This is a genomic window from Loktanella sp. Alg231-35, assembly GCF_900143545.1.
Lineage (GTDB): Bacteria > Pseudomonadota > Alphaproteobacteria > Rhodobacterales > Rhodobacteraceae > Yoonia.
The window spans coordinates 447,898-472,255 of sequence record NZ_FREV01000003.1 but is presented as its reverse complement, the minus strand read 5'-3'; the positions used below and the strand labels follow the sequence as shown (position 1 = coordinate 472,255).

The 24,358-nt window shown below is 58.6% G+C and carries 24 protein-coding genes and 1 tRNA gene; 8 read left to right on the top strand and 17 right to left on the bottom strand.

Annotation, left to right across the window (positions count from 1 at the left end; genetic code table 11):
• Positions 1-74: 74 nt before the first annotated feature.
• Entirely contained in the window at positions 75-1,244 is a 1,170-nt protein-coding gene (locus DHN10_RS09265; protein WP_108815016.1) for an RsmB/NOP family class I SAM-dependent RNA methyltransferase, read from the bottom strand.
• Between the two features lie 3 nt (positions 1,245-1,247).
• Positions 1,248-2,696: an IMP dehydrogenase gene (gene guaB, locus DHN10_RS09260; protein WP_108815015.1), complete on the bottom strand. Its 1,449-nt coding sequence runs from the start codon at positions 2,694-2,696 to the stop codon at positions 1,248-1,250.
• A 124-nt stretch (positions 2,697-2,820) separates the two neighbouring features.
• Between guaB and DHN10_RS09255 the strand changes: the two genes are divergently transcribed.
• The 4 genes from DHN10_RS09255 (at position 2,821) to DHN10_RS09240 (ending at position 6,626) form a co-directional block, all read left to right on the top strand.
• Positions 2,821-3,504, top strand: a complete 684-nt coding sequence (locus DHN10_RS09255) for a hypothetical protein (protein ID WP_159086963.1) — start codon at positions 2,821-2,823, stop codon at positions 3,502-3,504.
• A gap of 93 nt (positions 3,505-3,597) precedes the next feature.
• Positions 3,598-5,649 (top strand): ASKHA domain-containing protein, encoded by a 2,052-nt coding sequence (locus DHN10_RS09250; protein ID WP_108815013.1) that lies wholly within the window; start codon positions 3,598-3,600, stop codon positions 5,647-5,649.
• Entirely contained in the window at positions 5,646-6,491 is an 846-nt protein-coding gene (gene kynA, locus DHN10_RS09245; protein ID WP_108815012.1) for a tryptophan 2,3-dioxygenase, read from the top strand. The genes DHN10_RS09250 and kynA overlap by 4 nt, the downstream gene beginning before the upstream one ends.
• A 61-nt stretch (positions 6,492-6,552) precedes the next feature.
• Positions 6,553-6,626, top strand: a tRNA-Gly gene (locus DHN10_RS09240).
• A gap of 7 nt (positions 6,627-6,633) precedes the next feature.
• Here the strand turns inward: DHN10_RS09240 and DHN10_RS09235 are convergent.
• From DHN10_RS09235 to DHN10_RS09190, 10 genes are all read right to left on the bottom strand, one after another.
• Positions 6,634-7,092: a prepilin peptidase gene (locus DHN10_RS09235; protein ID WP_234417088.1), complete on the bottom strand. Its 459-nt coding sequence runs from the start codon at positions 7,090-7,092 to the stop codon at positions 6,634-6,636.
• Positions 7,093-7,140: 48 nt separating this feature from the next.
• The gene (gene pgi / locus DHN10_RS09230) at positions 7,141-8,742 is read right to left on the bottom strand and encodes a glucose-6-phosphate isomerase (RefSeq protein WP_108815011.1); all 1,602 of its coding nucleotides are present in this window, start codon (positions 8,740-8,742) and stop codon (positions 7,141-7,143) included.
• A gap of 3 nt (positions 8,743-8,745) precedes the next feature.
• The gene (gene pgl, locus DHN10_RS09225) at positions 8,746-9,417 is read right to left on the bottom strand and encodes a 6-phosphogluconolactonase (protein WP_108815010.1); all 672 of its coding nucleotides are present in this window, start codon (positions 9,415-9,417) and stop codon (positions 8,746-8,748) included.
• 64 nt (positions 9,418-9,481) lie between these two features.
• Positions 9,482-10,936 carry a glucose-6-phosphate dehydrogenase gene (zwf, locus tag DHN10_RS09220; protein ID WP_108815009.1) on the bottom strand — a complete coding sequence of 485 codons (1,455 nt, stop codon included), beginning with the start codon at positions 10,934-10,936 and terminating at the stop codon, positions 9,482-9,484.
• 84 nt (positions 10,937-11,020) lie between these two features.
• Complete coding sequence (locus DHN10_RS09215; RefSeq protein ID WP_108815008.1) at positions 11,021-11,608, bottom strand: HNH endonuclease; 588 nt, start codon at positions 11,606-11,608, stop codon at positions 11,021-11,023.
• A gap of 133 nt (positions 11,609-11,741) precedes the next feature.
• Positions 11,742-12,467 carry a GGDEF domain-containing protein gene (locus DHN10_RS09210; RefSeq protein WP_108815007.1) on the bottom strand — a complete coding sequence of 242 codons (726 nt, stop codon included), beginning with the start codon at positions 12,465-12,467 and terminating at the stop codon, positions 11,742-11,744.
• Positions 12,468-12,548: 81 nt separating this feature from the next.
• Positions 12,549-13,217 (bottom strand): alpha/beta hydrolase, encoded by a 669-nt coding sequence (locus DHN10_RS09205; protein WP_108815006.1) that lies wholly within the window; start codon positions 13,215-13,217, stop codon positions 12,549-12,551.
• Positions 13,214-13,843, bottom strand: coding sequence for a DNA-3-methyladenine glycosylase family protein (locus DHN10_RS09200; RefSeq protein ID WP_234417087.1), 630 nt, complete (start codon positions 13,841-13,843; stop codon positions 13,214-13,216). The genes DHN10_RS09205 and DHN10_RS09200 overlap by 4 nt, the downstream gene beginning before the upstream one ends.
• On the bottom strand, positions 13,840-14,562 hold the full coding sequence (locus tag DHN10_RS09195; protein WP_108815005.1) for a cobalt-precorrin-6A reductase: 723 nt from the start codon (positions 14,560-14,562) through the stop codon (positions 13,840-13,842). Before DHN10_RS09195 ends, DHN10_RS09200 begins: the two co-directional genes overlap by 4 nt.
• Positions 14,559-15,608, bottom strand: a complete 1,050-nt coding sequence (locus tag DHN10_RS09190) for a cobalt-precorrin-5B (C(1))-methyltransferase (RefSeq protein ID WP_108815164.1) — start codon at positions 15,606-15,608, stop codon at positions 14,559-14,561. Before DHN10_RS09190 ends, DHN10_RS09195 begins: the two co-directional genes overlap by 4 nt.
• Positions 15,609-15,707: 99 nt before the next feature.
• On the opposite strand from DHN10_RS09190, the gene cobA reads away from it, so the two are divergent.
• The 3 genes from cobA to DHN10_RS09175 all read left to right on the top strand — a co-directional run bounded on the left by cobA (position 15,708) and on the right by DHN10_RS09175 (position 19,127).
• The gene (cobA, locus tag DHN10_RS09185) at positions 15,708-16,559 is read left to right on the top strand and encodes a uroporphyrinogen-III C-methyltransferase (protein WP_108815004.1); all 852 of its coding nucleotides are present in this window, start codon (positions 15,708-15,710) and stop codon (positions 16,557-16,559) included.
• 63 nt (positions 16,560-16,622) lie between these two features.
• The gene (locus tag DHN10_RS09180) at positions 16,623-17,873 is read left to right on the top strand and encodes a cobyrinate a,c-diamide synthase (RefSeq protein ID WP_108815003.1); all 1,251 of its coding nucleotides are present in this window, start codon (positions 16,623-16,625) and stop codon (positions 17,871-17,873) included.
• 39 nt (positions 17,874-17,912) lie between these two features.
• Positions 17,913-19,127 carry an MFS transporter gene (locus DHN10_RS09175; RefSeq protein ID WP_108815002.1) on the top strand — a complete coding sequence of 405 codons (1,215 nt, stop codon included), beginning with the start codon at positions 17,913-17,915 and terminating at the stop codon, positions 19,125-19,127.
• A gap of 69 nt (positions 19,128-19,196) precedes the next feature.
• On the opposite strand, the gene DHN10_RS09170 is transcribed toward DHN10_RS09175, so the two are convergent.
• From DHN10_RS09170 to cysS, 3 genes are all read right to left on the bottom strand, one after another.
• Positions 19,197-19,964 (bottom strand): squalene/phytoene synthase family protein, encoded by a 768-nt coding sequence (locus DHN10_RS09170; RefSeq protein ID WP_108815001.1) that lies wholly within the window; start codon positions 19,962-19,964, stop codon positions 19,197-19,199.
• Positions 19,961-21,586, bottom strand: a complete 1,626-nt coding sequence (cimA, locus tag DHN10_RS09165) for a citramalate synthase (RefSeq protein ID WP_108815000.1) — start codon at positions 21,584-21,586, stop codon at positions 19,961-19,963. Before cimA ends, DHN10_RS09170 begins: the two co-directional genes overlap by 4 nt.
• 66 nt (positions 21,587-21,652) lie before the next feature.
• A complete protein-coding gene (gene cysS / locus DHN10_RS09160; RefSeq protein ID WP_108814999.1) occupies positions 21,653-23,086 on the bottom strand; it encodes a cysteine--tRNA ligase in 1,434 nt (477 codons plus the stop codon).
• 360 nt (positions 23,087-23,446) lie between these two features.
• Here cysS and DHN10_RS09155 point away from each other — a divergent pair, with 360 nt between their 5' ends.
• Positions 23,447-23,785, top strand: coding sequence for an MmcQ/YjbR family DNA-binding protein (locus DHN10_RS09155; RefSeq protein ID WP_108814998.1), 339 nt, complete (start codon positions 23,447-23,449; stop codon positions 23,783-23,785).
• Here DHN10_RS09155 and DHN10_RS09150 read toward each other — a convergent pair.
• Both DHN10_RS09150 and DHN10_RS19705 read right to left on the bottom strand, forming a co-directional pair.
• Complete coding sequence (locus DHN10_RS09150) at positions 23,782-24,171, bottom strand: VOC family protein (RefSeq protein WP_108814997.1); 390 nt, start codon at positions 24,169-24,171, stop codon at positions 23,782-23,784. The genes DHN10_RS09155 and DHN10_RS09150 overlap by 4 nt on opposite strands.
• Before the next feature lie 2 nt (positions 24,172-24,173).
• On the bottom strand, positions 24,174-24,350 hold the full coding sequence (locus DHN10_RS19705; protein ID WP_159086962.1) for a hypothetical protein: 177 nt from the start codon (positions 24,348-24,350) through the stop codon (positions 24,174-24,176).
• Positions 24,351-24,358 lie beyond the last annotated feature (8 nt).

Genomic DNA, 24,358 nt, shown 5'->3' with positions numbered 1-24,358 from the left:
CTACACCCCGCCACAAACTAAAGGCGAGGTATTACGCAAATGTTAAGGGCGTCTTAGCAGCATTGGGCAAACAATCATAGGTTGTTTTGGCGCGACAGTATCGCCAGATAGAAACCATCACCCAACTGACCCGGCAACAGTTGCATCCGGCTTTCGCAGGTCCACTCGGGGTTGGCCTGCACGAAAGCAGCGATCCGATCATCATTCTCGGCCTTCAGAACCGAGCATGTGGCATAGGCCAACCGCCCGTCAGGCCCCACCAACGGGGCCGCATCGGCAAGCACGGCGTCTTGCATCGTTTGCAGCGCCTCAAGACGGTCCTGTGTTAGCCGCCATTTGGCATCAGGGGTTCGCCGCCATGTCCCGCTGCCACTGCACGGCGCATCACAAAATACGATGTCAAACGGCGCATGCTCCGCCAGCGCCGCGGTTGGCAGCTCGGTGATCAACACCTCTGCCCGCCCTGCCCGCGCAGGCAAATCCCGCATCCGCCGTGGCGCGATATCATGGGCAAAGACCTGTGCGTCGCTCTGATCAGCAAAGGCCAGCGCCTTACCTCCGCCGCCGGCGCAATAGTCCAGCAACTGCGCTGCTGCGGGCACGGGAACCTGTTGGACAGCATGCAGTGATGCGGCGTCCTGCAATTCAACCATTCCATCCAGATAAGCGCGCGCCGTCTTAACCCGGCGCGGATTGGTCAGGACACGCAGACAGCCGGCAACTGTATCATGCAGGGCTGTGGCAACATCATCCTCGGACAAAGCCCTCTGGGCAGCGTCCGTCGTGCCTTTGCGGCAGTTGACCCGCAAGAACACCTCTGCACGTGCCTGCTGCGCCAATGCCGCGGTTTCAGCGTGATCTCCAAGACTGTCCTGCCACTGCGGCCACAGCCAATCGGGGACATCACACCGCGCCGCATCAGCCAAGGTTTGTGGCGCAGCAAGGGTCGCGCGTTCTGCTTCGGTCAAAGGCGTGGGCGCATGGCCCTCGCCCGAAAACAACGCATCCAGATCCCAGCCCTCGCGCTGCGCCAAGCGCTGCATCAGGCTGCGCCCTGCGCCATCACCCAAAGACCGCCTTGCGCGCAGCACATCAAAGACATGATCACGCACCGCCGCGCGATCTTTGGATCCGGCAAAGCGGCTGGCCCGCGCCCATGCGGTCAACGCCTGCTCGGCCGGTTGGCCATCGGCAATCTGGTCAAGCACCGCAATTGCAGCGGCCACACGGGCACCGGGGGTCATGGTTTAACCAACGCGGTAGTTGGGGCTTTCGCGGGTGATCTGCACATCATGCACATGGCTTTCTTTCAGGCCCGCACCTGTGATCTTAACAAAGTTGCAGTTCTGGCGCATCTCATCAACGGTCGCACAGCCGGTATAACCCATCGCTGCGCGCAGCCCGCCCACCAATTGGTGAACCACCGCACTGGCAGAGCCCTTATACGGCACTTGGCCTTCGATCCCTTCAGGCACCAGCTTGTCACTGGCGGCATCTTTCTGGAAATAGCGATCCGCTGATCCGCGCGCCATTGCACCAAGACTGCCCATGCCGCGATAGGATTTGAACGACCGGCCCTGATAAAGGATCACTTCACCGGGGCTTTCATCTGTGCCGGCAATCATCGAGCCGACCATGGCGCAGGATGCTCCTGCCGCAATTGCCTTGGCGAAATCGCCCGAGAATTTGATACCGCCGTCTGCAATCACCGGCACGTCACCGGCACCGGCCGCGCAATCCATGATCGCGGTTAGTTGCGGCACACCGACGCCTGCAACCATGCGCGTGGTACAGATCGAACCGGGACCGATGCCCACTTTCACAGCGTCCGCACCTGCGCCAATCAAAGCTTTCGCAGCTTCGCTCGTGGCGATATTGCCAGCCACGATTTGCACTTCGTTTGATAGTTTTTTGGCACGTTCAACGGCTTGGGCCACGCCTTCGGAATGGCCGTGGGCAGTATCAATGACAATCATATCAACGCCCGCATCAACCAAGGCCTGACTGCGCTCAAACCCAGCATCACCTACGCCAGAGGCGGCGGCGACACGCAAACGACCCAATGCATCCTTGCAGGCCATCGGGTTCAGCACAGCCTGTTCGCTGTCCTTAAGCGTCAGCAGACCCGATAGCTTGCCTTCACCATCGGTGATCAACAGCTTTTCAATCCGGCGGGATTGCATCAATGAGCGGGCCTCATCAAGGTCGGCGGGTTCTTGCAGAATGGCCAGATTGTCGGTGGTCATCATGACGCTGACAGGGGTGTTATCGTCCTGCGCAAAGCGCATATCGCGATTGGTCACGATGCCCACAACATGGCCATCAGGGCCAACAACCGGGAAACCCGTAATGCGGTAGCGTTCCATCAGGGCCTTGGCATCTGCCAATGTCTGATCGGCGTGCAGGGTGACGGGGTTATAGACCGTGCCAGAGACAAAGCGCTTTACCCGGCGAATTTCCTTGGCCTGCTCTTCAACGTTGAGGTTCTTGTGAACCACCCCAATGCCACCGGCCTGCGCCATGGTAATGGCCATGCGGCCTTCAGTGACTGTGTCCATGGCACTGGACAACAGCGGGATGTTCATTGCGATAGATTTGGTGACCCGCGTGCTGGTATCTGCCGTTGACGGCAACACAGAAGATGCCCCCGGCACCAGCAAAACATCATCAAAGGTAAGTGCCTCACGAATCTCCATCAACCGCTCTCCTTGGGTGGTATCGTTGGCACGTCCCTATCGCACGGATGTATGAAGACCGAAAGAGCTAAGTGGGGTAAATCCGTACTTGTGACGGCATGGTTCTGCGCCCATGGTGATCTGCATGATGAATGAAAGCAGCAACGATCAGCCAACATCGCATCGGTTTTGGCGCATCGCGCTTAAGCTGCTGGTCGTCTTTGCTTTCGTATTTGTGATGAAACTCGGGATCGATGCTCTCATGGCCAAGATCGCCCTGTTCGAAAGCGATGCCGCGGCCCGGGCCATGACAGGTCTGCTGATCACGGTGATGATCGGCTATGCCATCCTGCTTGCCATTCCCTTCATACCAGGGGTGGAGATCGGGATTGCAATCCTGCTGCTCGAAGGTGCGCCTGCGGCACCTATGGTTTATCTGGCAACTGTGGCGGGGTTGCTGTTGGCGTTTTTCATCGGACAATACGCCCCTTTGCCGCGCCTGATCCGCTTTGCCAATGACGTCTACCTTTACCGGATCGCCGGACTGCTAGAACGAATCAAGCTGACCCCGCGCAAGGACCGGCTGGATGCGATGCAGGACCGCCTGCCCCGCTGGCTTGCTCCGATATTTTGCAACTACCGCTATGTGACGCTTGGGCTGGCCGTGAACCTGCCGGGGAACATTGCCCTTGGCGGTGGCGGTGGGATTATGATGGCAGGTGGGCTCAGCCGATTGTTTCAGACGCGTCTTACGATCATCACCGTCATTCTGGCGACCCTGCCGGTGCCGCTTGGTGTCTGGCTGCTGGGGGCTGATATCCTGCAATAACATGCCGCTGCTCATATTTAATATGACGGATACGGGCCTTTCCATTGGCAGGGCAAAAGATACAGTCAGGCCAAGACAAAACAGGCGCGCAAAATGTCCAATGATCCCCTCGTGATTTTCACCCCCTCCGGCAAGCGGGGAAACTTTCCTGTCGGCACACCTGTCCTGACAGCGGCCCGGCAGTTGGGCGTTGACCTTGATAGCGTCTGCGGCGGGCGGGGTATCTGTTCGAAATGCCAGATTACACCGTCTTATGGTGAGTTTTCCAAACACGGGGTCACCGTTGCCGACACAGCGCTATCCGCATGGAACAGTGTTGAGCAACGCTATGACGACAAGCGCGGACTAAAGAAGGGCCGCCGCCTTGGCTGCCAAGCCACAATCCAAACCGATGTCGTGATCGACGTGCCCGCCGAAAGTCAGGTTCATAAACAGGTCGTGCGCAAACGGGCCGAAGCGCGCGACATCACGATGAACCCGTCAACCAAGCTTTACTACGTTGAAGTCGCCGAACCGGACATGCACGATCCTTCGGGTGATCTGGAACGGTTGATCATGGCGTTGCAACGCGACTGGCAGCTGCCCGATCTTGAGGCCGATCTAGGCGTGCTGAAAACCCTGCAATCGGCGCTGCGCAAAGGCGAATGGAGGGTCACCGTGGCCGTGCATCTGGGCGACGCTGTCTTTAGCCCGCGCATCATTCATATCTGGCCGGGGTTCTATGAAGGCACGCTTTATGGGCTGGCCGTCGATCTGGGCTCTACCACTATCGCGGCCCATCTGTGTGATCTGCAATCAGGCGAGGTTGTCGCCTCTTCCGGCATCATGAACCCGCAAATCCGCTTTGGCGAAGACCTGATGAGCCGGGTCAGCTATGGCATGATGAACCCCACCGGATCGGATGAGATGACAACAGCCGTGCGCGAAGGCATGAACGCGCTGTTCGTGCAAATCGCCGCAGAAGCCGAGATTGATCGCGATCTGATTGTCGATGCGGTGTTCGTGTGCAACCCGGTGATGCACCACCTGTTCCTAGGCATTGATGCCTATGAATTGGGACAAGCCCCCTTTGCGCTGGCAACATCCGAGGCGATCTCGTTGCGCGCGTCGGAATTGGACCTCAACCTGCATCCTGCCAGCCGTGTCTACCTGCTGCCTTGCATCGCGGGCCACGTGGGGGCGGATGCGGCTGCGGTTGCGCTATCAGAGGCACCCGATAAATCCGAAGACCTTGTGCTGGTTGTGGACGTCGGCACCAACGCCGAAATCCTACTGGGAAACAAAGAAAAGGTGCTCGCCTGTTCCTCGCCTACTGGTCCCGCCTTCGAAGGCGCGCAGATCACCAGCGGCCAGCGCGCCGCACCCGGCGCGATTGAGCATGTCGCAATTGATCCAGTGACCAAACTGCCCCGCTTTCAGGTCATCGGGTCCGAGATATGGTCTGATGAAGACGGCTTTGACGCCGCTATCGCGCAAACCGGGATCACTGGCATCTGCGGATCGGGGATTATCGAGGTGATCGCCGAGATGCGCATGGCAGGCATCGTGGATGGGCCGGGGTTGATTGGATCAGCCGAACAAACCGGTTCACCCAACTGCTTTCAGGATGGGCGCACGAATTCCTACCTGCTTTATGATGGCTCTGAAAACGGCGGACCAAAGATTACCGTCACCAACACCGATATCCGGCAAATTCAGATGGCCAAGGCCGCGCTCTACTCTGGCGCGCGCCTGCTGATGGACAAATTCGGCGTTGATAAGGTTGACCGGGTGGTGCTGGCGGGGGCCTTTGGCGCGCATATCAGCCCCAAACACGCCATGGTGCTGGGCATGATCCCTGATGCACCGCTGGACAAGGTAACCAGCGCGGGCAACGCCGCCGGCACCGGGGCACGGATTGCGCTGCTAAACACCGAGGCGCGCAAGGAAATCGAAGAAACGGTGCATAACATCCACAAGATCGAAACCGCGATTGAACCGCGCTTTCAAGAGCATTTCGTGAATGCCTCCAACATCCCTAACGCAGTAGAGCCCTTCCCCATTTTGCAAAGCATCGTGACAATCCCGCAGGTGAACCACAATCAGGGTAGCGGCGGCGATGGCGGACGCAGACGGCGGCGCGCGCGGCCAGGTACACCGTCATGACCTCTGATGATGACGCATATGATCCGGCCAGCGAAGGCGCGCAGATGCGCTTTGACGGGCGCATGTCCTACACCGACTACCTGCAACTTGATCTGGTGCTTGGCGCGCAGAAACCACTGACCGACACCCATGATGAGCTGCTGTTCATCATCCAGCACCAAACGTCAGAGCTATGGATGACGCTGGCGCTGAAAGAGATCAACGCCTCCCGCGATCTTATCGCACGTGATGCGCTGCAACCAGCGTTCAAAATGCTGGCACGGGTTGCGCGGATATTCGAACAGTTGAACAACGCCTGGGACGTGCTGCGCACAATGACGCCCAGCGATTACACCGCTTTTCGCGATGATCTGGGGCAGTCATCGGGGTTCCAGTCCTGGCAGTATCGCCTGATCGAATTCTGCCTTGGCAATCGCAATCAGGCGCTGTTGCAACCCCATGCGCACCGCCCCGATATCACCGAAAAGCTGACAGCCGAGCTGGCAAAACCCTCGCTTTATGATGTGGCAGTGCAGGCGCTGGCCCGTGGCGGTCTGGACGTGCCGCAATCCGTTTTGACGCGTGATATCGCCCGCCCACACAGCTATGACGAAGGCCTGATGCACGTGTGGGAACAGATCTACCGCGACCCGCATCAATATTGGTCATTCTACGAACTGGCCGAAACGCTGGTTGATATCGAGGATTACTTTCGCCGCTGGCGTTTTAACCATGTCACCACAGTAGAGCGGGTGATCGGCTTTAAACGGGGCACCGGCGGGACCGGCGGCGTGGATTATCTGCGGCGGATGCTGGCCGTTGAACTCTTCCCCGAACTCTGGCGGGTACGCACGGTCCTCTAGGCCGCAAGGGACAATTGGCCCGTTGACGATCCACCGGACGCGGCGTATCCACAACCAGCGCGCGGGTATGGTGAAAAGGTATCACGAAAGCTTCCCAAGCTTCAGTTACGGGTTCGATTCCCGTTACCCGCTCCAAGCAAGCCTAAAGCGAGAACAGTGACACCAACCCGGCAATGCCAATGGGGATGCTCATTGGTAGAACGGCGTGGGCCATCACGTACCATTTGCTTTGCTCTGATCCGGCATATTTGCGCAGTTGCACGATCACAAAGGCGCTGACGAAAAAGGCTGTCATAAAGACCATCAGCGTGTAAAACGCCTCGCTCACAGGGACAAATAGGGCCACGCCGCTCATCAGTTTGACGGCTCCTGCCCCAATGCCCGCAATCGCAAACAGCAGCAAACCAGCCACAAAGACACCAACGCCAAGATAGACCTGCGGCATCAACGCCCAGATATCGCCCGCGCTGAACAAGACCACTGCAAACAAGGCGAATGGGGTGAGGGTGAGCCAATTTGGCAGGCGCCCCGTGCGCACCTCTAGAACCATTGCGGCAATCAGGATCGCGGCCATCGCGACGGGGACATACTGGGCAATCATCGTGTTATCCTTGCAGATGTTTGACCCGCTTATGGCAAATGGCGCGGCTCAAGACACCCCATGGCTTTGCAGAAATCCGACAAGTGCGGCAGTTGCGCCATCCTTCCCGCTTAGTTCCTGTTTGCCTTCGACAATCGGTTGCAAGGCGGTGGCCAATTCCTTGCCCAGCTCTACGCCCCATTGATCATAGGAATTGATACCCAAGATCACCCCCTCGACGAACACACGGTGTTCATAAAGCGCGATGATCTGGCCAAGGACCTCTGGGGTTAGCTGCGGATAGGCCAGCGTGGTTGAGGGGCGGTTGCCGCTAAACACCCGGTGACGGGCCTGCCGTTCCAGTTCATCCCCGTCAAATTTGCCCGCAATCTTTGTGCGTGCCTCGTCCAAGCTGCGGCCGCGCATCAGCGCCTCGGATTGTGCCAGACAATTGGCCACAAGCAGTTGATGCTGGTGGTGCAAATCGTCTTCATGGCCACGGGCCGCGACAAGGAATTCACACGGGATCACCCGCGTGCCCTGATGGATCAGCTGATAAAAAGCATGCTGCCCGTTTGTGCCCGGCTCTCCCCAGACAACGGGGCCACTGTTGAGAGGCAAATCAGCCCCGTCCATACTGACGCCCTTGCCGTTGCTTTCCATCTCAAGTTGTTGCAGATAGGCCGGTAAACGATTGAGACAATTATCATAAGGCAACACAGCGCGCGTCGCATAGCCACAAATCTGGTTGTGCCAGATGCCCACCAACGCGAGCATAACGGGCAAGTTGTCCTGCCATTCTGCGGCCTGAAAATGACGGTCCATCGCCTGCCCGCCACGCAGGAACGCCCGGAAGGCATCCGGCCCGATCGCCATCATCAACGACAGGCCAATGGGGCCCCACATCGAATAGCGGCCGCCGACCCAATCCTCGAACCCAAAGACACGGGACGGATCAATGCCAAAATCAGCAGTCTTTTCGGCAGCGGTAGATAGCGCCGCAAACTGCGCCCCGGTGTCGCTGACGCTTCCGCCCATCCAGGCTTGCGCTGTGCGCGCATTTGTCATCGTCTCAATCGTGGTAAAGGTCTTGGAGGCCACAATCACCAAAGTCGTTGCTGGATCGCAGCTGCGCAGTACGCCGGCAATATCTGCAGGGTCCACGTTAGAGACGAAATGGCAGCGCGGCCCGTCATGATAGGGTGCCATCGCCTGCACCGCCATCGCCGGACCCAGATCCGAGCCGCCGATGCCGATATTCACAACATCGGTGATCTTGCCACCCTGCCCCGTGAACCTGCCTTCGCGCACATCATCGGCAAAACGTTCCATCCGCGCCAGGGTGTCCAGCACATCTGGCATCACATCGGCACCGTCGACCATCACCGGACCGCCATCAAGGTTGCGCAATGCAGTGTGCAAGACGGCCCGCCCTTCGGTTTCATTGATCGCGGCACCGTTGAACATCGCATCGCGCTTGGCGGCCACGCCTGTCTGCTCAGCCAGATCAATCAGTTGCGCGCGCCCTTCGGCATCAATATTGGTCTTGGCGTAGTCAAAGCGCATATCACCAGTCTGAGCCACGAAATCAGCCGCCCGGTGCCCATCAACCAAGGTTTCGAAGCGCCGATCTGCGACCTTTGCATGATGCGCGCGTAGTTTATTCCACATGGTTTAGCTTTCTGCCCAATGAACAACAGTATCTTTGAGGATCGCCGCGACTGGCGCCTCATCTGGGGTAAGGGTGCGGGCGCGTTCAAGCGCCTCGCGTTTTGCCGCACCAATAATCACTAAGTGACGGCTCATCGCCGCGCGCAGCACGTTTGCTGACAGGGTAATGCGCGGTTCCGGCGCGCCGGGGGCACGCATCGCCACCAGCCGATCATCCCCGAGCAAGGCCTTTTCCAATTGGTCGGCACCGGGAAAGATTGATGCAGTGTGCATATCCGTGCCCATCCCCAACAGCATAACGGAGATCGGCAGTTCGGGCGTCAGCGCCGCCGCCAGTTCCGGCAACTTTTCTTCCGGTGTGTCAGCCTCTGCATAAAGCGGTATGTATTTCGCGGCAGCGGCGTGGTTCACCAACAGCCGCTCGCGCAGCAGTTTGGTGTTGGACCGGTCCGATGTTTCCGGGACCCAGCGTTCGTCGGTCAGCATCACATGCACGCGGCCCCAATCCAGATCGACACCGCAGAGGCTGTCGAAAATTGGCCCCGGCGTTGTGCCGCCGGGCACCGCAAAAGATGCATGTTCATGCATCAGCAGGCAATTCTTAAGCTCACTGGCCAATGTGTCGGCCAGATCCATCATCATCATTTCCGCGTCGGGATATTCGACCAGTTTCATCACTTCGTCCCCCTTTGGTACGGCAGGTGTATGCACAGATTGTAAACAGATTCTGCGCAGCAGTTCAGGCTTTGATATCGCGCCACTTACGACCATCACGGTGCATCAGCATCAGCGCATCTTCCGGCCCGGCAGAGCCCGCATCATAGACCTTAGGTACATCATTGCGCGCCTCCCATCCTTCGATCAGCGGGTCGGTCCAACGCCATGCGGCCTCGACTTCGTCGCCGCGCATGAACAGCGTCTGATTGCCCCGGATCACATCCATGATCAGGCGCTCATAGGCGTCAGCGACGTCTTCGACATTGTCACCCAAGGCGTCGGCAAAGGTCATGTCAAGCGGCACATCGATCAGGCGCATGCCCCCAGGCCCCGGTTCCTTGATTGTCACCTGCAAATCCATGCCTTCGTTGGGTTGCAGCCGGATCGACAGGATATTGCGATGCCGTGCCTCATCACCTTCAAAAATCGTATGGCCGAGATCTTTGAAAACCACCGTAATCTCGGACGACCGCGCCTTCATCCGCTTGCCTGTGCGCATGTAAAACGGCACACCCGCCCACCGCCAATTGGCAATATGGCAGCGCATCGCGATGAAACTTTCGGTAAAACTGCGTGGGTTTTCAGCATCTTCACGGTAGCTTGGCCCGTCAGGGCTGGCATCGTACTGACCGCGCACAATGTGGTGGTGATCAATCGGCTGCAAAGCGCGAATGACCTTGAGCTTTTCGTCACGCACCGCATCTGCCTCAAACTGGCCGGGCGGTTCCATGGCAATCAGACACAACAGCTGCATCAGGTGGTTCTGCACCATATCGCGCATCGCACCTGATTTGTCGTAATACGCCCCGCGCCCGCCAACACCAACCGTTTCGGCCACAGTGATCTGGATATGATCGACGTAGTGATTGTTCCAAAGCGGCTCGAACAGCATATTACCAAAGCGGACCGCCATCAGGTTTTGCACGGTTTCTTTGCCCAGATAATGGTCAATCCGGTAAATCTGTCGCTCGCGGAAATGTGCCGCGAGGGTTTCATTCAGCGCCTGCGCACTTTCAAGGTCACGACCAAAGGGTTTTTCCACCACGATGCGACTGTTTTCATTCGCAATACCATTTGTATGCAGCCGCTCTGCCAGATCGCCAAAAAGCGATGGCGCAACAGAGAAGTAAAACGCCTGCACAACATCCTGACGCACAAGTGCTTTGAGCGCGGCCCAGCCGCCTTCGCCCTTGGCGTCAATCGCGACGTATTCGAGTTGTTGAAGAAAGGACTGCAAGCTTTTGGTATTGCTTGATTCATTGCCGCCAAACTCAGCGACGGCGTCAGCGATCATCTTGCGATAACCTGCACTGTCCAAATCCGAACGAGCCGCACCGATGATCCGCGATCCCGCAGGCATCTGCCCCGACAGGAAGCGACGGAACAAACCCGGCAGGATTTTGCGGCGGGCCAGATCACCTGTGCCGCCAAAAATAACAAGATCAAATTTCTCGACCGGAATGACGCGAGAGACCATAAGCATACTCCCCTATGGATAAGCGTTAGCGCTAACGTGGGCTTCCTACCGCGCAGCCGCGAACAAGTCTAGCACCTGATCGACCTAAGCTTCGAGTTCTGCATCCCAATAGAGAAAATCCACCCAACTTTCATGCAGATGGTTCGGTGGAAACTTGCGACCGGCGTTGTGCAACTGCCCTGCAACGGGTCTGCGCGGCGGTTTACCAAGGCTCATGCCGGACTGCCGCAAGGATCGCGATCCTTTGCGCAGATTGCACGGCGAACACGCCGCCACAACGTTTTCCCAACTGGTGATTCCACCACTGGCCCGCGGCACAACGTGGTCAAAGGTCAGATCACCCATTGCGCCGCAGTACTGGCAACTAAACTCATCGCGCAGAAACAGGTTAAAGCGCGTAAACGCCACCTGCTTTTGCGGCTTCACATAGTCTTTGAGCACCACCACCGAAGGGATCTTGATCACTGTTGAGGGGCTGCGCGCGACCTCATCATATTCGCTGACAATATCGACCCGATCCAGCCAGGCGGCCTTGATCGCCTCTTGCCAAGGCCAAAGCGACAGCGGGTAGTAAGACAAGGGGCGATAATCTGCATTCAAAACCAAAGCAGGAAAGTGTTTGAGCGCGCCGGGCGCGCGCACAAAGTCAGTTCTGAATTCCGTCTGCGTCATAGCTCACACCCCAGAATCGGCAGTGCGGGAACAGTCAAAGCGGCAGTCCCGCATTCTTCTTAATGATGGACTATATATGGCGTCAGTTTTGTGACAAGCCCTAGATTATGTGGTCAAATCCGGGGTTGCGCCATCAGGCAGCCAGCTGCACCTCTGACACCTGAACCTGTGCTGGCCCGCGTGCCTTGGCCCGCAGCATCGCAGCCTCGGCCCGTTTTAGCAGATGCGCCAGCGGCGTTTGCCCGTCGGCCACCACCATACCCGCAGAAACTGTCACATCAAATCGTACGTGGCCTGCATGGATCTGAATGCTGTCAGCCAGATGGACGGCGGTGTCATACCCTGATTCTCTGGGCGCACCGGGCAGGTAGACGGCGATTTTCGCGCCATCGATGCGCCCGACGATATCGGTCTCGCGGGTCACGTCCCGCAGGCGGATCGCCAACGCCATCAGGCAAAGGTCACCTGCGTGGTGGTCATGTTTGGCATTCACTTCGCCCAGCCGGTCGATATCCAGCATTAGCAAGACGCCGGTTTGCGACAAACGCCGGTTCACGGCCTTGATGAACCCCTGCCGTTGCAACAGTCCTGTCATTGGGTCGATTTCCGCCGCCGCAAGCAATTGACGGCGCAAGCGCCCCATATCGGCCATGATCCCTGTTGCCACCGCATAAAGCGGCAGTCCGATCATCACCATCGCCCCTACATAGTCCGGCCAATTGCCGTGAAAGGCGTGATCGTGCAGCACATCATGCGCAAAGACAGTCCCCACCACACCAAGTGCAAGGATAACATAGCGCACCGCCCAACCCACACGGTTGCGCGGCCCCAGAAGTGAGACAATCGGACTATGGACCATTGAAATTGTACTTACAGTTTGTGCGATGCCCCTACCCAGCTTCGCTAACAAAGGTAGGCATTTGTTTAACGCAATCGCGCGTCAACTCAACCCCAAGCGGTCGCGCATGAAAGCTAACGCTACGGAAAGCCCATCAGGTGCGATGCCGTGGCCCGTGCCTTTCATGACGTGGGCGTAAACCTCTTTCCAGCCTGCCTCCTGCAATGCATCAACCGCTTGCGGCAGGGATTGCGGCGGCACAACATCATCCTGATCGCCATGGATCAGCAAGACCGGCGGGCGGCTGAGCGCGGCGTCCGCCAACAACTCAGGCTCAAGCAGGCGCCCGGAAAACGCCGTGATCCCCGCAATCGGATCCTCGCGGCGTGGGATAACGTGCAGCGCCATCATCGTGCCCTGCGAAAAGCCCAGTACCATCACCTGTTCTGGCAGCAGGTCTTCATCCACCATGACCCCGTCAAGGAACGCATCCAGATCAGCAGCAGCGCGATCCAGACCGGCGCGGCTTTCTTCCTCGCTTGATCCATCAATCCAGGGGATGGGGAACCACTGAAAGCCCATCGGCGCACCGGCGCAGGCCTCTGGCGCATCAGGTGCAATAAAAAGCGTATCTGGCAGATGTTCGGCCAATGGGTCCGCCAGACCCATCAGATCGGCAGCATTGGCCCCGTACCCATGCAGGAATATGACGCAAGAGCGTGTCTCGCCTGAGAGCGGCTCGCGCCGCTGTGCTTCCAATGCCCGTGTCATCTGATGCCTTCTCGCTGTTTGTGATGCTTGTAGTAGGCCCACATGATCCGCGCTGCAACCGATCGCCATGGCGTCCATTGCGTGGCCATCACCCGCAGGTCCTTTTCCTTGGGTCGTTCGGGCAATTCAAAGATCACTTTGGCCGCTTCCTGCAATGCCAGATCGCCGGGCGCAAAGACATCTGCCCGTCCCAGTGAAAACATCGTGTAAATCTCTGCCGTCCAAGCGCCGATCCCCGGCACCGCCGTTAGCGTTTTGATCGCTTGGGTCCCGGGCATCTCTCGCAGCGCATCATAGTCGATGCCCGCAGAGGCCAGTGCGACGGCATAGCGCGCCTTTTGGCGGCTAAGCCCCAGATCGCGCAATGCCGCCTCATCCACTTCCGACACCGCTTGCGCGGACGTCATGCCCTCCGCCTGCAGTTTGCCCCAGATCGCATTGGCCGAAGCAACGCTGACTTGCTGGCTGACAATTGCGCTAAGCAATTCGGCAAACCCTTCGGGTTTCAGCCGCAGCGGCAGCGGAGGCAGGACCTGCATGACAGCGGCAAAGCGTGGCTCGGCCTTGCATAGCCACACCGCCCCTTCGCGCACGCAGGCGTCGCCTTTGATGACCCGCTCTTTCACAGGTCAGCAACCCATTGCAGTGCCGCGTCGATGCTGTCCACCATCGGCCAGCAACCTTTGGGGGGGCGCGCGATCATCAGGACCGGTATCCCCAATTGTCGCGCCGCTGTCAGCTTGGTCCCGCTTGCAGCACCGCCTGCGTTTTTGATAACCAGCCAGTCAACGCCCAGTTTCGAGAACAACGCCACTTCATCGGCAACAGAAAATGGCGGGCGTCCCACCAAAAACCGCCCATTGGCAAAGGGGAATGGCCCGTCGGGTGGGTCAATCTGGCGGCAAATTACCTCGCGCCCCGCGAGATTTGCGAAACCTGGCAAGGTTTGCCGTCCGGTGCCCAGAAACACCGTCGCGCCCAAGGGGATATGCGCTGCGGCTTCTGTTTCATCCGCAATCTCGGTCCATTGATCGCCTTCAACGGGCTGCCATGCCGGGCGCAGGAATTGTAAATAGGGCAGACCCACCTGATGGCAGATAGTCGCCGTGCGCGCCGTAATCTGTTGCGCAAACGGATGGGTGGCGTCCAGCACAGCCGTGATTCCTGCCTCTGCCAGATAGGCCTTGAACCCATCCGCTCCACCAAAGCCGCCAATCCGCGTGGGCAATGACTGCGCCTCGGGCGCGCGGGTGGCCCCGGCAAGCGAGATGATGGCGTCCTGCCCTTGCAAGGCAGATGCAATCCGGCGTCCTTCGCCGGAGCCGCCCAAAATCAACAACGTCATACGCCTGCCCTTGCGATGATTGTGCCCGCGCGGTCAATGATGACGATGTCATAGGCGATGCCTGCCCCCCCGAACCGGGCGTTCACCTGATGCAAAGCCGCCTTTGCAACGGCATCAGCCAAGGCGGGACCGCCCATGCCATAGGCCTCAAGTGCGGTATTGGCCTGTGCCACCGCGGGCAGATCTGCCAGCGCGGCCAGAGCCGCAAAATCTACCTGCGAGCGTCCCGAATGCAGGTCCACCGCCCCTTGCGCCAGCTTGGTGATCTTGCCGATCCCGCCACCGATGGTGACACGCGCAATCGGGTGTTTGCCAAGGTATTTGAGCATCCCGCCCGCAAAATCGCCCATGTCCAACATCGCATGATCCGGCAGCGCATAAAGCCCCTGCACGGTTTTTTCAGACGTGGCCCCGGTGCAACCTGCCACATGGGTCTGCCCATCGGCACGGGCCACATCAATTCCGCGATGGATCGAGGCAATCCAGGCGGCACAGCTAAAGGGGCGCACTACGCCAGTTGTCCCAAGAATCGACAGCCCACCGGTGATCCCCAAGCGCGGGTTCCATGTCTTTTGGGCCAGCGCCTCACCACCGGGGATCGACACTTTGATGATCACATCGGGCGCCACACCATGTGCAGCGCTCAATTCTGCGACAACCGCTTGCATCATCTGGCGCGGCACCGGGTTGATCGCAGGTTCACCCACCGCAATCGGCAACCCCGGTTTGGTGACAACACCCACGCCCTCGCCCGCTGCAAACCTGATACCGCCGTCAGAGGCGCACACCTCGACCACAATCATGGCGCCATGGGTGACGTCAGGATCGTCGCCCGCGTCCTTGGTGATGCCAACACGTGCCCAACCATCGCCCGCTTCTGCCAAAGCCAGCGGAAACACAGGTGTTTCACCCTTGGGCAAAGTGATCCCCACATCACGGGCAAACGCACCACCCCAAAGCCGCTGCAAGGCGGCTTTGGTTGCGGCGGTAGCACAGGCGCCAGTGGTCCAGCCCCGGCGCAATTCTGTCGTTTCTGCATCTGTCATCTTGCCGCGACGATAGGCAGGCTGAACCATGACGGCAACGGGCAATCCTGCGTCGTTTGCCACCTTTCCAAGGCAGGCGATCATAGCCATAATGGAGCCATGACAAATACCATTCCCCTTCCCGCCCATAGCTGGCCTGTTTTAGAACCCGGCTGGGTCTGGCTTTGCGGCGCAGGCCCCGGCGATCCGGGGCTTTTGACCTTGCATGCGGTCAATGCACTGCGGCAGGCGGATGTGGTGATCTATGACGCGTTGGTGCAAGAGGCGATCCTGGAATGGGCGCCGCAGGCCGAACATATCTATGCAGGCAAACGCGGCGGCAAACCTTCGGCAAAACAGCGCGATATCTCGTTGCGGTTGGTTGAGCTGGCGCGTGCGGGAAAACGTGTGCTGCGGCTAAAGGGCGGTGATCCCTTTGTTTTCGGGCGGGGCGGTGAAGAAGCACAGACATTGGTGCAGCATAACGTGCCGGTGCGCATTATTCCCGGCATCTCTGCCGGGATCGGCGGCTTGGCCTATGCGGGCATCCCTGTCACCCACCGCGATGTGAACCAATCTGTCACCTTCGTGACGGGTCACGACCAATCAGGCGACACCCCCAGCTCGCTGGATTGGGTCAGCATATCCAAAGGCAGTCAAGTGCTGGTGATCTATATGGGCATGAAGCATATCGCCCAAATCAGCCAATCACTGATTGACGCAGGCCGCAGCATGTCCGAGCCGGTCGCGGTGGTCACCACCGCCACAACCGCAGATCAAAAGGTTCTTGAAACAACCCTTGGCACCATCGTCGACGATATCGCCCAAGCGGGGCTTACCCCGCCCGCCATCATCTGTGTTGGGCAATCGGTTCTGATGCGGCAGGTCCTTGACTGGCAGGGCATGGCAGCCGGAGACCCCCCGCGTAACCTCGACCCGCTGGGCCGTGGGCGTCCTGCGGAATCGGCCTGATCCTTTGCCTCCCCTCGTGGACCTGAAACGCCTGCCACAGGCATCTCCAAGCATCAATCAGCCATGAGTGTCCTGATCGCAGCCCCCAGTTCAGGCAGCGGCAAAACGACTGTCACCCTAGGCCTGCTCCGCGCACTGACGAGGCGCGACGCGCCCGTCAGGGCCGCCAAATCAGGGCCGGACTATATTGACCCATGCTTTCATGAGGCCGCCTGCGGGCAGCCCTGTCCCAACCTTGATGCATGGGCGATGCCGCCGGACCGGATCAAGGCACTGGCCGCAGGACAAACCCCGCTGATCATCGAAGGGGCGATGGGCCTTTTTGATGGCGCGCCGCCTGACGGCAAAGGGGCGGCGGCAGATCTGGCGCGCATTCTGGACGTGCCCGTCATTCTCGTTGTTGATGCAGGTCGGATGTCAGGCTCGGTCGCGCCGCTGGTGCAAGGTTTTGCGGGGTTCGATGCAAGCGTCAATATCGCAGGCGTAATCCTGAACAACGTGGGCTCTGCCCGGCATGAGGCGATGTTGCGGCGCGCCTTACGGAATGTCGTCGTGCTCGGCGCGCTGCCCCGCAGCAGCAACCTTAGCCAGCCATCACGGCATCTAGGGTTGGTGCAGGCGCAGGAACGCGCTGATCTGGAGGTGTTTCTGGATCAAGCCGCTGATCTGGTAGAAACGCATTGCGATTTGACGGCTATTGAAACGCTCTTGCAGCCGCTTCAATCATCCGGCGCTATACGCGGCATGCCACCACCGGGGCAACGCATTGCCATCGCCAATGACGCAGCCTTTGCGTTTCACTACCCGCATCTGCTGGACGATTGGCGCACCGCCGGGGCAGAGCTGTCATTCTTCTCGCCACTGGCCAATGACCCTGCCCCAGATGCCGATTTCATCTATCTGCCCGGCGGATATCCCGAATTGCACGCCGGGCGTTTGGCGGCTAACGCGGCTTTTCTTGACAGCCTACGGCGCAGCAGGGCCACGATCTATGGGGAATGCGGAGGCTATATGACCTTGGGCGACGTCCTGATTGATGCCGATGGCATCGCCCACCAGATGGCTGGATTGCTCAGGCTTGAGACGTCCTTTGCCGCACGCAAACGCCATCTCGGCTATCGCGATCTGCAAGCCGCAAAAGGCCCGCTGGCAGGAAAATGGAAAGGTCATGAGTTCCACTATGCCAGCACGATACGCACCGCAGGCGAGCCGCTTTTTGCAGCCAGTGACGCCGAAGGACAGCGCCTCGCGCCTATGGGTCTGATCGCGGATCACGTCAGCGGCAGTTTTGCCCATATCATTGATGTTGCTTGACACTTGTCAGCGACCGGCGACAGGCATACCGATACGGTTATGACAGATGTTGATGACACCCGCGCCCGGCGCAATGTAACTGTTCTGGTACTGGCCCAGGCGATCCTGGGCGCGCAGCTGCCGATGATTTTCGTGGTCGGCGGTTTGGCCGGAGGACAGCTGGCCTCCAACCCTTGTCTGGCCACCCTGCCGATTTCCTTCATCGTTTTTGGGTCAATGACCACGGCCCCCTGGCTGAGCCCGCTGATGCAGCGTAACGGCCGACAATTCGGCTTCTTTCTGGGGGCGTTTGCAGGGGCTGTTGGGGCCGCAGTTTCAGCCTACGGGCTTTATACCAGTTCCTTCGCCATCCTTCTGATGGGTTCCTACCTGACAGGTATCTATATGTCGGCGCAGGGTTTTTACCGCTTTGCCGCCACCGACACCGCGTCAGATGCGTTTCGACCCAAGGCCATTTCCTACGTCATGGCCGGGGGGTTGCTATCCGCCATTGTCGGGCCGCAACTGAACAAGCTGGTGGCCGAAGCCTTTGTGATCCCGTTTTTGGGCACCTATCTGGCCATTATCATTCTCAACCTCGTTGGCATGATGCTTTTCCTCTGGCTCGACCTACCCAAAGGCAGCAAGTCTGAACCATCAACAACGCCCAATGCAAGCCGGACCAAATTGGAACTATTGCGTGAACCACGCATCCTTGTCGCCGTAATCTGCGCCATGGTGTCGTATTCGCTAATGAACCTGGTGATGACATCAACGCCTTTGGCTGTTGTCGGATGCGGTTTCACAACGAACAACGCCAACGACATCGTCTCGGCCCATGTGCTGGCGATGTTTGCACCGTCCTTTGTCACCGGTCATCTGATCGCCCGATTTGGGGTTGAGCGGATCATCGGGGTCGGGCTGTTGATCCTGACGGCGGCCGGGATCGTGGCACTTTCTGGTGTGACGCTGGGCAACTTCTTTGTGGCGCTTGTGCTTTTGGGCTTTGGCTGGAACTTTGGCTTCATTGGGGCCACCACGATGCTGGCCGGTGCGCATAAACCCGAAGAGCGCGGCGCGGTTCAAGGTCTGAACGACATGATCGTCTTTGGTATGGTGACAATCGCATCATTGGCCTCAGGCGGGTTGATGAATTGCTCAGGCGGGACACCTGTTGAAGGCTGGAATGCCGTCAACTTTGCAATGATCCCCTTCCTTGTGCTGGCCGGTGGGTCGCTGGTCTGGCTGATCCGTCAACCGAAAGTGGCGACCTGAACCTGCGCAAAGATTTTTCGTCGAAAAATCTTTGGAGCCCGGAAAATTTTAGCCAGAAAATTTTTCGGACTACCGCCACCAGCCGCGCAGGTTAACATTGGCAAAGCGCAGGCTGTCGCGCGCTGGGTTGGGGTTCAGGGCGTCCTGTGCCACCAGACCGGGCGCCTTGATCACAGCTTGTAGGACAGGCCGCGCATGATATCCGGCGATCAATGCAGCGCCCGATCCATTTGAAACGCTGTGACGGTTCATCTTCGAGCGGTCCAGCCGCGCTAGTGCGTCTTCAGCCAAGGTCTTCACCGCCTCAGGCGATCCCGCCACCAAAGGTTTGCGCCCCTGCGCTTCAAGCGCCGGGATCGCCTGAAACATATTTGCAATGCCCACCGCATAGGCGAAATCGCGGACGACTGTTTCTTTTGCGTCACCTAGTAGGCGTGCCGCCGTCCACATCAGGTGACCTGAGGTGGCATCAATGTATTCCTCAAAATGCCCTTGATCCTCGAAGGCGTCTTTGTAGACATCCCACCGCCGCGCGGCGATCAGCCCATCCAGACATCGTGCCCCATCGGCATCCAAAACACCCGCAAGCGCATCGACAACCTCGTGCTTGCGCACTGTCTTGCCTTCCGCAATCTCTTCCAGCGCGTCGCGCCACCATTGCAAGCGCATTTCTGCGATCATCGCCTCTTCGGTCACCCAAGGGGCGCGGGCGACTTCAACGTTGAAGGCATAAAGCGGGAACAGAATTTGGCGCGCAGCTACGGGTGCCGCCATCGACGCGCGAAAGCGCAGCGGGTCGGCGCGTTCGACCAAGGCAGCGCAGGCCTCAAAGCTCATGTGCTGGCCTGTGCCCCGTCACGGATCAGTTTCCAGTTGATCGCATCGATCAGCGCATCAAACGACGCATCCACAATGTTGGCGCTCACACCCACGGTCGACCAACTGCGCCCCTGCCCATCTTCGCAGTCGATGATTACCCGCGTCACGGCCTCGGTGCCGCCATTGGTGATACGCACCTTGAAATCGACCAGCTGCATATCATCAATGATCGTCTGATACGGCCCCAAATCCTTGGCCAACGCCCGGCTAAGCGCGTTCACTGGCCCTTGGTCGGATCCGTCCGGCCCTTGGCTTTCGCTGACGTTCAGCATCTTTTTACTGCCAACCTTGGTGACCACAACAGCCTCCGAGATTGAGACCATCTGATTGCGCTTATTCTTGCGCCTCTCCACTGTCACCCGGTAGCGCTTGACCTCAAAGAACTGTGGTAGCGTGCCTAGTTCCTCGCGGGCAAGCAGTTCGAAACTGGCCTGTGCGGTGTCATAGGCATAGCCCTGCGCCTCGCGTTCCTTGATCCGTTCGACAATGCGAGGCAAGGCCGGGTCATCCGCCGCCACCTCTAACCCCGCATCCAGCAGGCGCGCGCGCAGGTTGGACTGACCTGCTTGATTGGACATGGGTACGATGCGGCTGTTGCCGACGGACGCCGGATCGATGTGTTCGTAGGTGCTTGGGTCTTTGGCAATCGCACTGGCGTGCAGCCCCGATTTATGGGCAAAGGCCGAAGCCCCAACATAAGGCGCTTGTTTTGCTGGCACCCGGTTAAGGATATCATCCAACAAACGCGACGCACGCCGCAGCCCCCTCAGCGCCTCTGGCGTCACGCTCGTCTCAAACATGCTGGCGTATGGTTCTTTCAGCAGCAGTGTTGGGATAAGTGTGGTCAGATTGGCATTCCCGCAGCGCTCGCCCAAGCCGTTCAAGGTGCCTTGCACCTGCCGCGCGCCTGCGAGCACTGCGGCCAGCGTGTTCGCCACGGCATTTTCTGTGTCATTATGCGTGTGGATCGCCAGATGATCGCCCGGAATGCCGCTGGCAATCACGGCCGTGACAATCTCGGACACTTCATGCGGCAGCACGCCGCCGTTGGTGTCGCACAGGACAATCCAGCGCGCGCCGGCATCATAGGCCGCATGAATAGCCTTCAATGCATAGTCCGGGTTCGCCTTATAGCCGTCAAAGAAATGCTCGGCATCAAAGAGCCCTTCGCGCCCCTGCGCCTTGATATGGGCGAAACTGGCGCGCAGGTTTTCGGTGTTTTCGTCAAGTGAGATGCCAAGTGCGGTCGTCACATGGAAATCATGCGCCTTGCCCACCAGACAAACAGCAGATGTGCCTGCATTCATCACCGCCGAAAGCACATCGTCGTTTTCCGCAGAGCGGCCTGCGCGTTTGGTCATGCCAAAGGCGGTAAAGGTCGCGCGGGTCTTGGGCGGTTTGGCAAAAAATGCTGTGTCAGTGGGGTTGGCACCGGGCCAACCCCCTTCGATGTAATCCAAACCCAGATCATCTAGCACCGCGGCGATCTGGTGCTTTTCATCGGCTGAGAATTGAACGCCTTGGGTCTGCGCCCCATCGCGCAGCGTGGTGTCAAAGAGGTACAGACGCTCTTTAGTCATCAGCGCGCACCACACGACAAAGTCTCATCGAGACTTTGAACCCAAACTTTCCTCGAAAGTTTGCCATCACAGCCCCTCCAGCTTGGCGGCGTCAAAATCCGGCCCCGGTGCCCAGGTCGCCTGCCCGCCCACATCAGTGACCTGTACGCCCGCGGCATTGAGGATATCGCGCACCTCATCGGCGCGCGCCCAATCTTTGGCCCCCCGTGCGGCGGCGCGATCCGCCAGCAACGCGTCAACGCGTTCAGCAACCGCAGTGGCCACACCGGCCCCGGCTTCGCCACCGTCAAACTGCGGGATGGCGGCCCAGTCATTGACAAGACCCATCATAGCCAACCCATGGGCAAACCCTGCCAGTGCAACAGGTGTTTTCCCTTTCGACAGAACATGCAGGCGCGACAAGGCACCGGACGTATTCAGGTCGTTGGCCAAAACGCCAAGGAATTCAGCGTCCGCCTGCCACTTGCCGTCCGCCTTCAATGCCGCAATCAGATCAGGGCCAAAGCCATGTCCATGCAGGATACCGTACCACTTGCGCAGGGTGCCTTCGGCTTCGACCTTGCGGGTTTCGGTCCAATCCATGGTCTTGCTGTAGTGCGTACCCAACATCACAAGGCGGATCACCTCGCCGGGTACGCCTTGATCCAGCAGGTCACGGACCGTAAAGAAATTGCCCAGCGATTTGGACATCTTCTTGCCTTCAACCTGGAGCATTTCATTATGCACCCAATAGCGCGCAAATTCGCCATGCGGATGAGCGCAGGCCGATTGGGCGATCTCGTTCTCATGATGCGGAAATTGCAGGTCATTGCCGCCGCCGTGGATGTCAAAACTTTCACCCAACAGCTCCAGCGACATGGCCGAGCATTCGATGTGCCAACCGGGGCGACCATAACCCCAAGGGCTGTCCCAGCCTGGCACCCCATCATCCGAAGGCTTCCACAACACAAAATCCATCGGATTGCGCTTGTAGGGGGCGACCTCGACGCGCGCGCCCGCGATCATGTCATCAATGGACCGACCGGACAGCGCACCGTATTCAGCATAACTATCAACGGCGAACAGCGCATGACCGTCGGCGGCGTAGGCATGGCCCTTGGCAATCAAGTCTTCAATCATCGCAATCATATGCGGGATATGATCAGTCGCGCGCGGTTCATGCGTCGGGCGCTGCGCCCCAAGCGCATCCATATCATCGTGATACCAGCCAATCGTCTCGGCGGTGACGTCACCAATCTCGCGGCCCGTCTCAGCGGCGCGGGCATTGATCTTGTCATCCACGTCGGTGAAATTGCGCACATAGGTCACGTGATCCGCGCCATAGACCTCTTTCAGCAACCGAAACAGGACGTCAAACAGCAACACATTGCGTGAATTGCCCAGATGCGCACGGTCATAGACGGTCGGCCCGCAGAGGTACAAACGTACATTTTCAGGGTCGATAGGCACAAAATCCTCGCGTTTGCGGGTCTTTGTATTGTTCAGCCGGATAGTCGTCATAATGCCTCGCGCAGGGTTACGCCGCGGGCTTACCAAGTTCAGTTTTGTTTTGAAACGTGAAAGAGCAACCCGCGACAGATGTCAGCAGATAATAATGCAGCAGCTAATGATACATATGCTCTTCATGGGGGAGGCATAGCAGACCAAGGGTGAGTACGTCCAGCGGCACGGCGCATAAAATCGGCAATCACATCAGACCTTAGGCACGTTTGCCCCAAGGGACCGGAAGCTGACAAGCATCGGTCGGTCATTTGGAAAGTTCTCAGGTTTGGATGGACCAACGCCGGTGTCGATGTTTGTGCTGAACGCAAAGCGCGCTGCCATCTTGCCAGATCTTGCCGCATCCGCCATCCTAACAATATGTCCCGCGCCCTCGTTAACACTCTTTGTGCCACACATGCCGGTGCCATGGCCTCTGATCCCACGACCGAGTTGGATAGCTGGAAGGTCGGCGGCAAGATGTTTGCCTGTTTTGGCGACCGGATTGACGGGGTTTGCGTCAAGACGGACAGTGTTGAGACCGCGCAGATGTTGATTGATGCAGGCGCCGGGACCAAGGCCCCCTATTTTCACAAAAGCTGGATTCTGGTGGCGTTTGACAGTGACGCAGACGAGCTGCGCCACCGGATTGCTGTGTCCTACGACATCATTTACAAAGGGCTGCCAAAGAAAACACGCGCCGCAATTTCAGAGGCTTAGTCGTAACTGACCACCTCAATTTCAACACCATCAGCATCGTGAAAATAGAACCGGCGACCCGGTTCATAGTCGGCATGGCTGTGCGCCTCAAACCCCAGCGCTTTCACCTTGGCCTCAACCGCATCAAGGTCATCCACGACAACCCCAATATGATTAAGCCCGCCGCGCGTCTGATAGCTGGCATCGGCCTTGGGCACGGTCTGCGCGGGATCAGAGCCTGAATAGACAGCAATGTAGCTGTCGGCGGTGCCCACATGCACCGTGTAGCCAAGCCCCGCCATCGCCTGCCCTTCCCATCTGGTATGCCAGCCAAAAAGGTCTGACAGCATGGCCGCCGTCCTTTTGGGATCGGATACGGTGATATTGACATGTTCGAGTTGTGCCATTGTTATGATTTCCTTTTGAATGATGTGATGAAGCGGGCAAAGCCCTTTTGCTTGGGAGCGGCGGCATCCTGATAGAAACTGCCGCACTCAAGATCATGGCCCCAGCCAAGCCCGTCACGCTTCATCGCGGCAATCGTCTGGGGGTCGGCGCAGTATCTTTTGGTGCTCTGTGTGACCATGTCTTTTC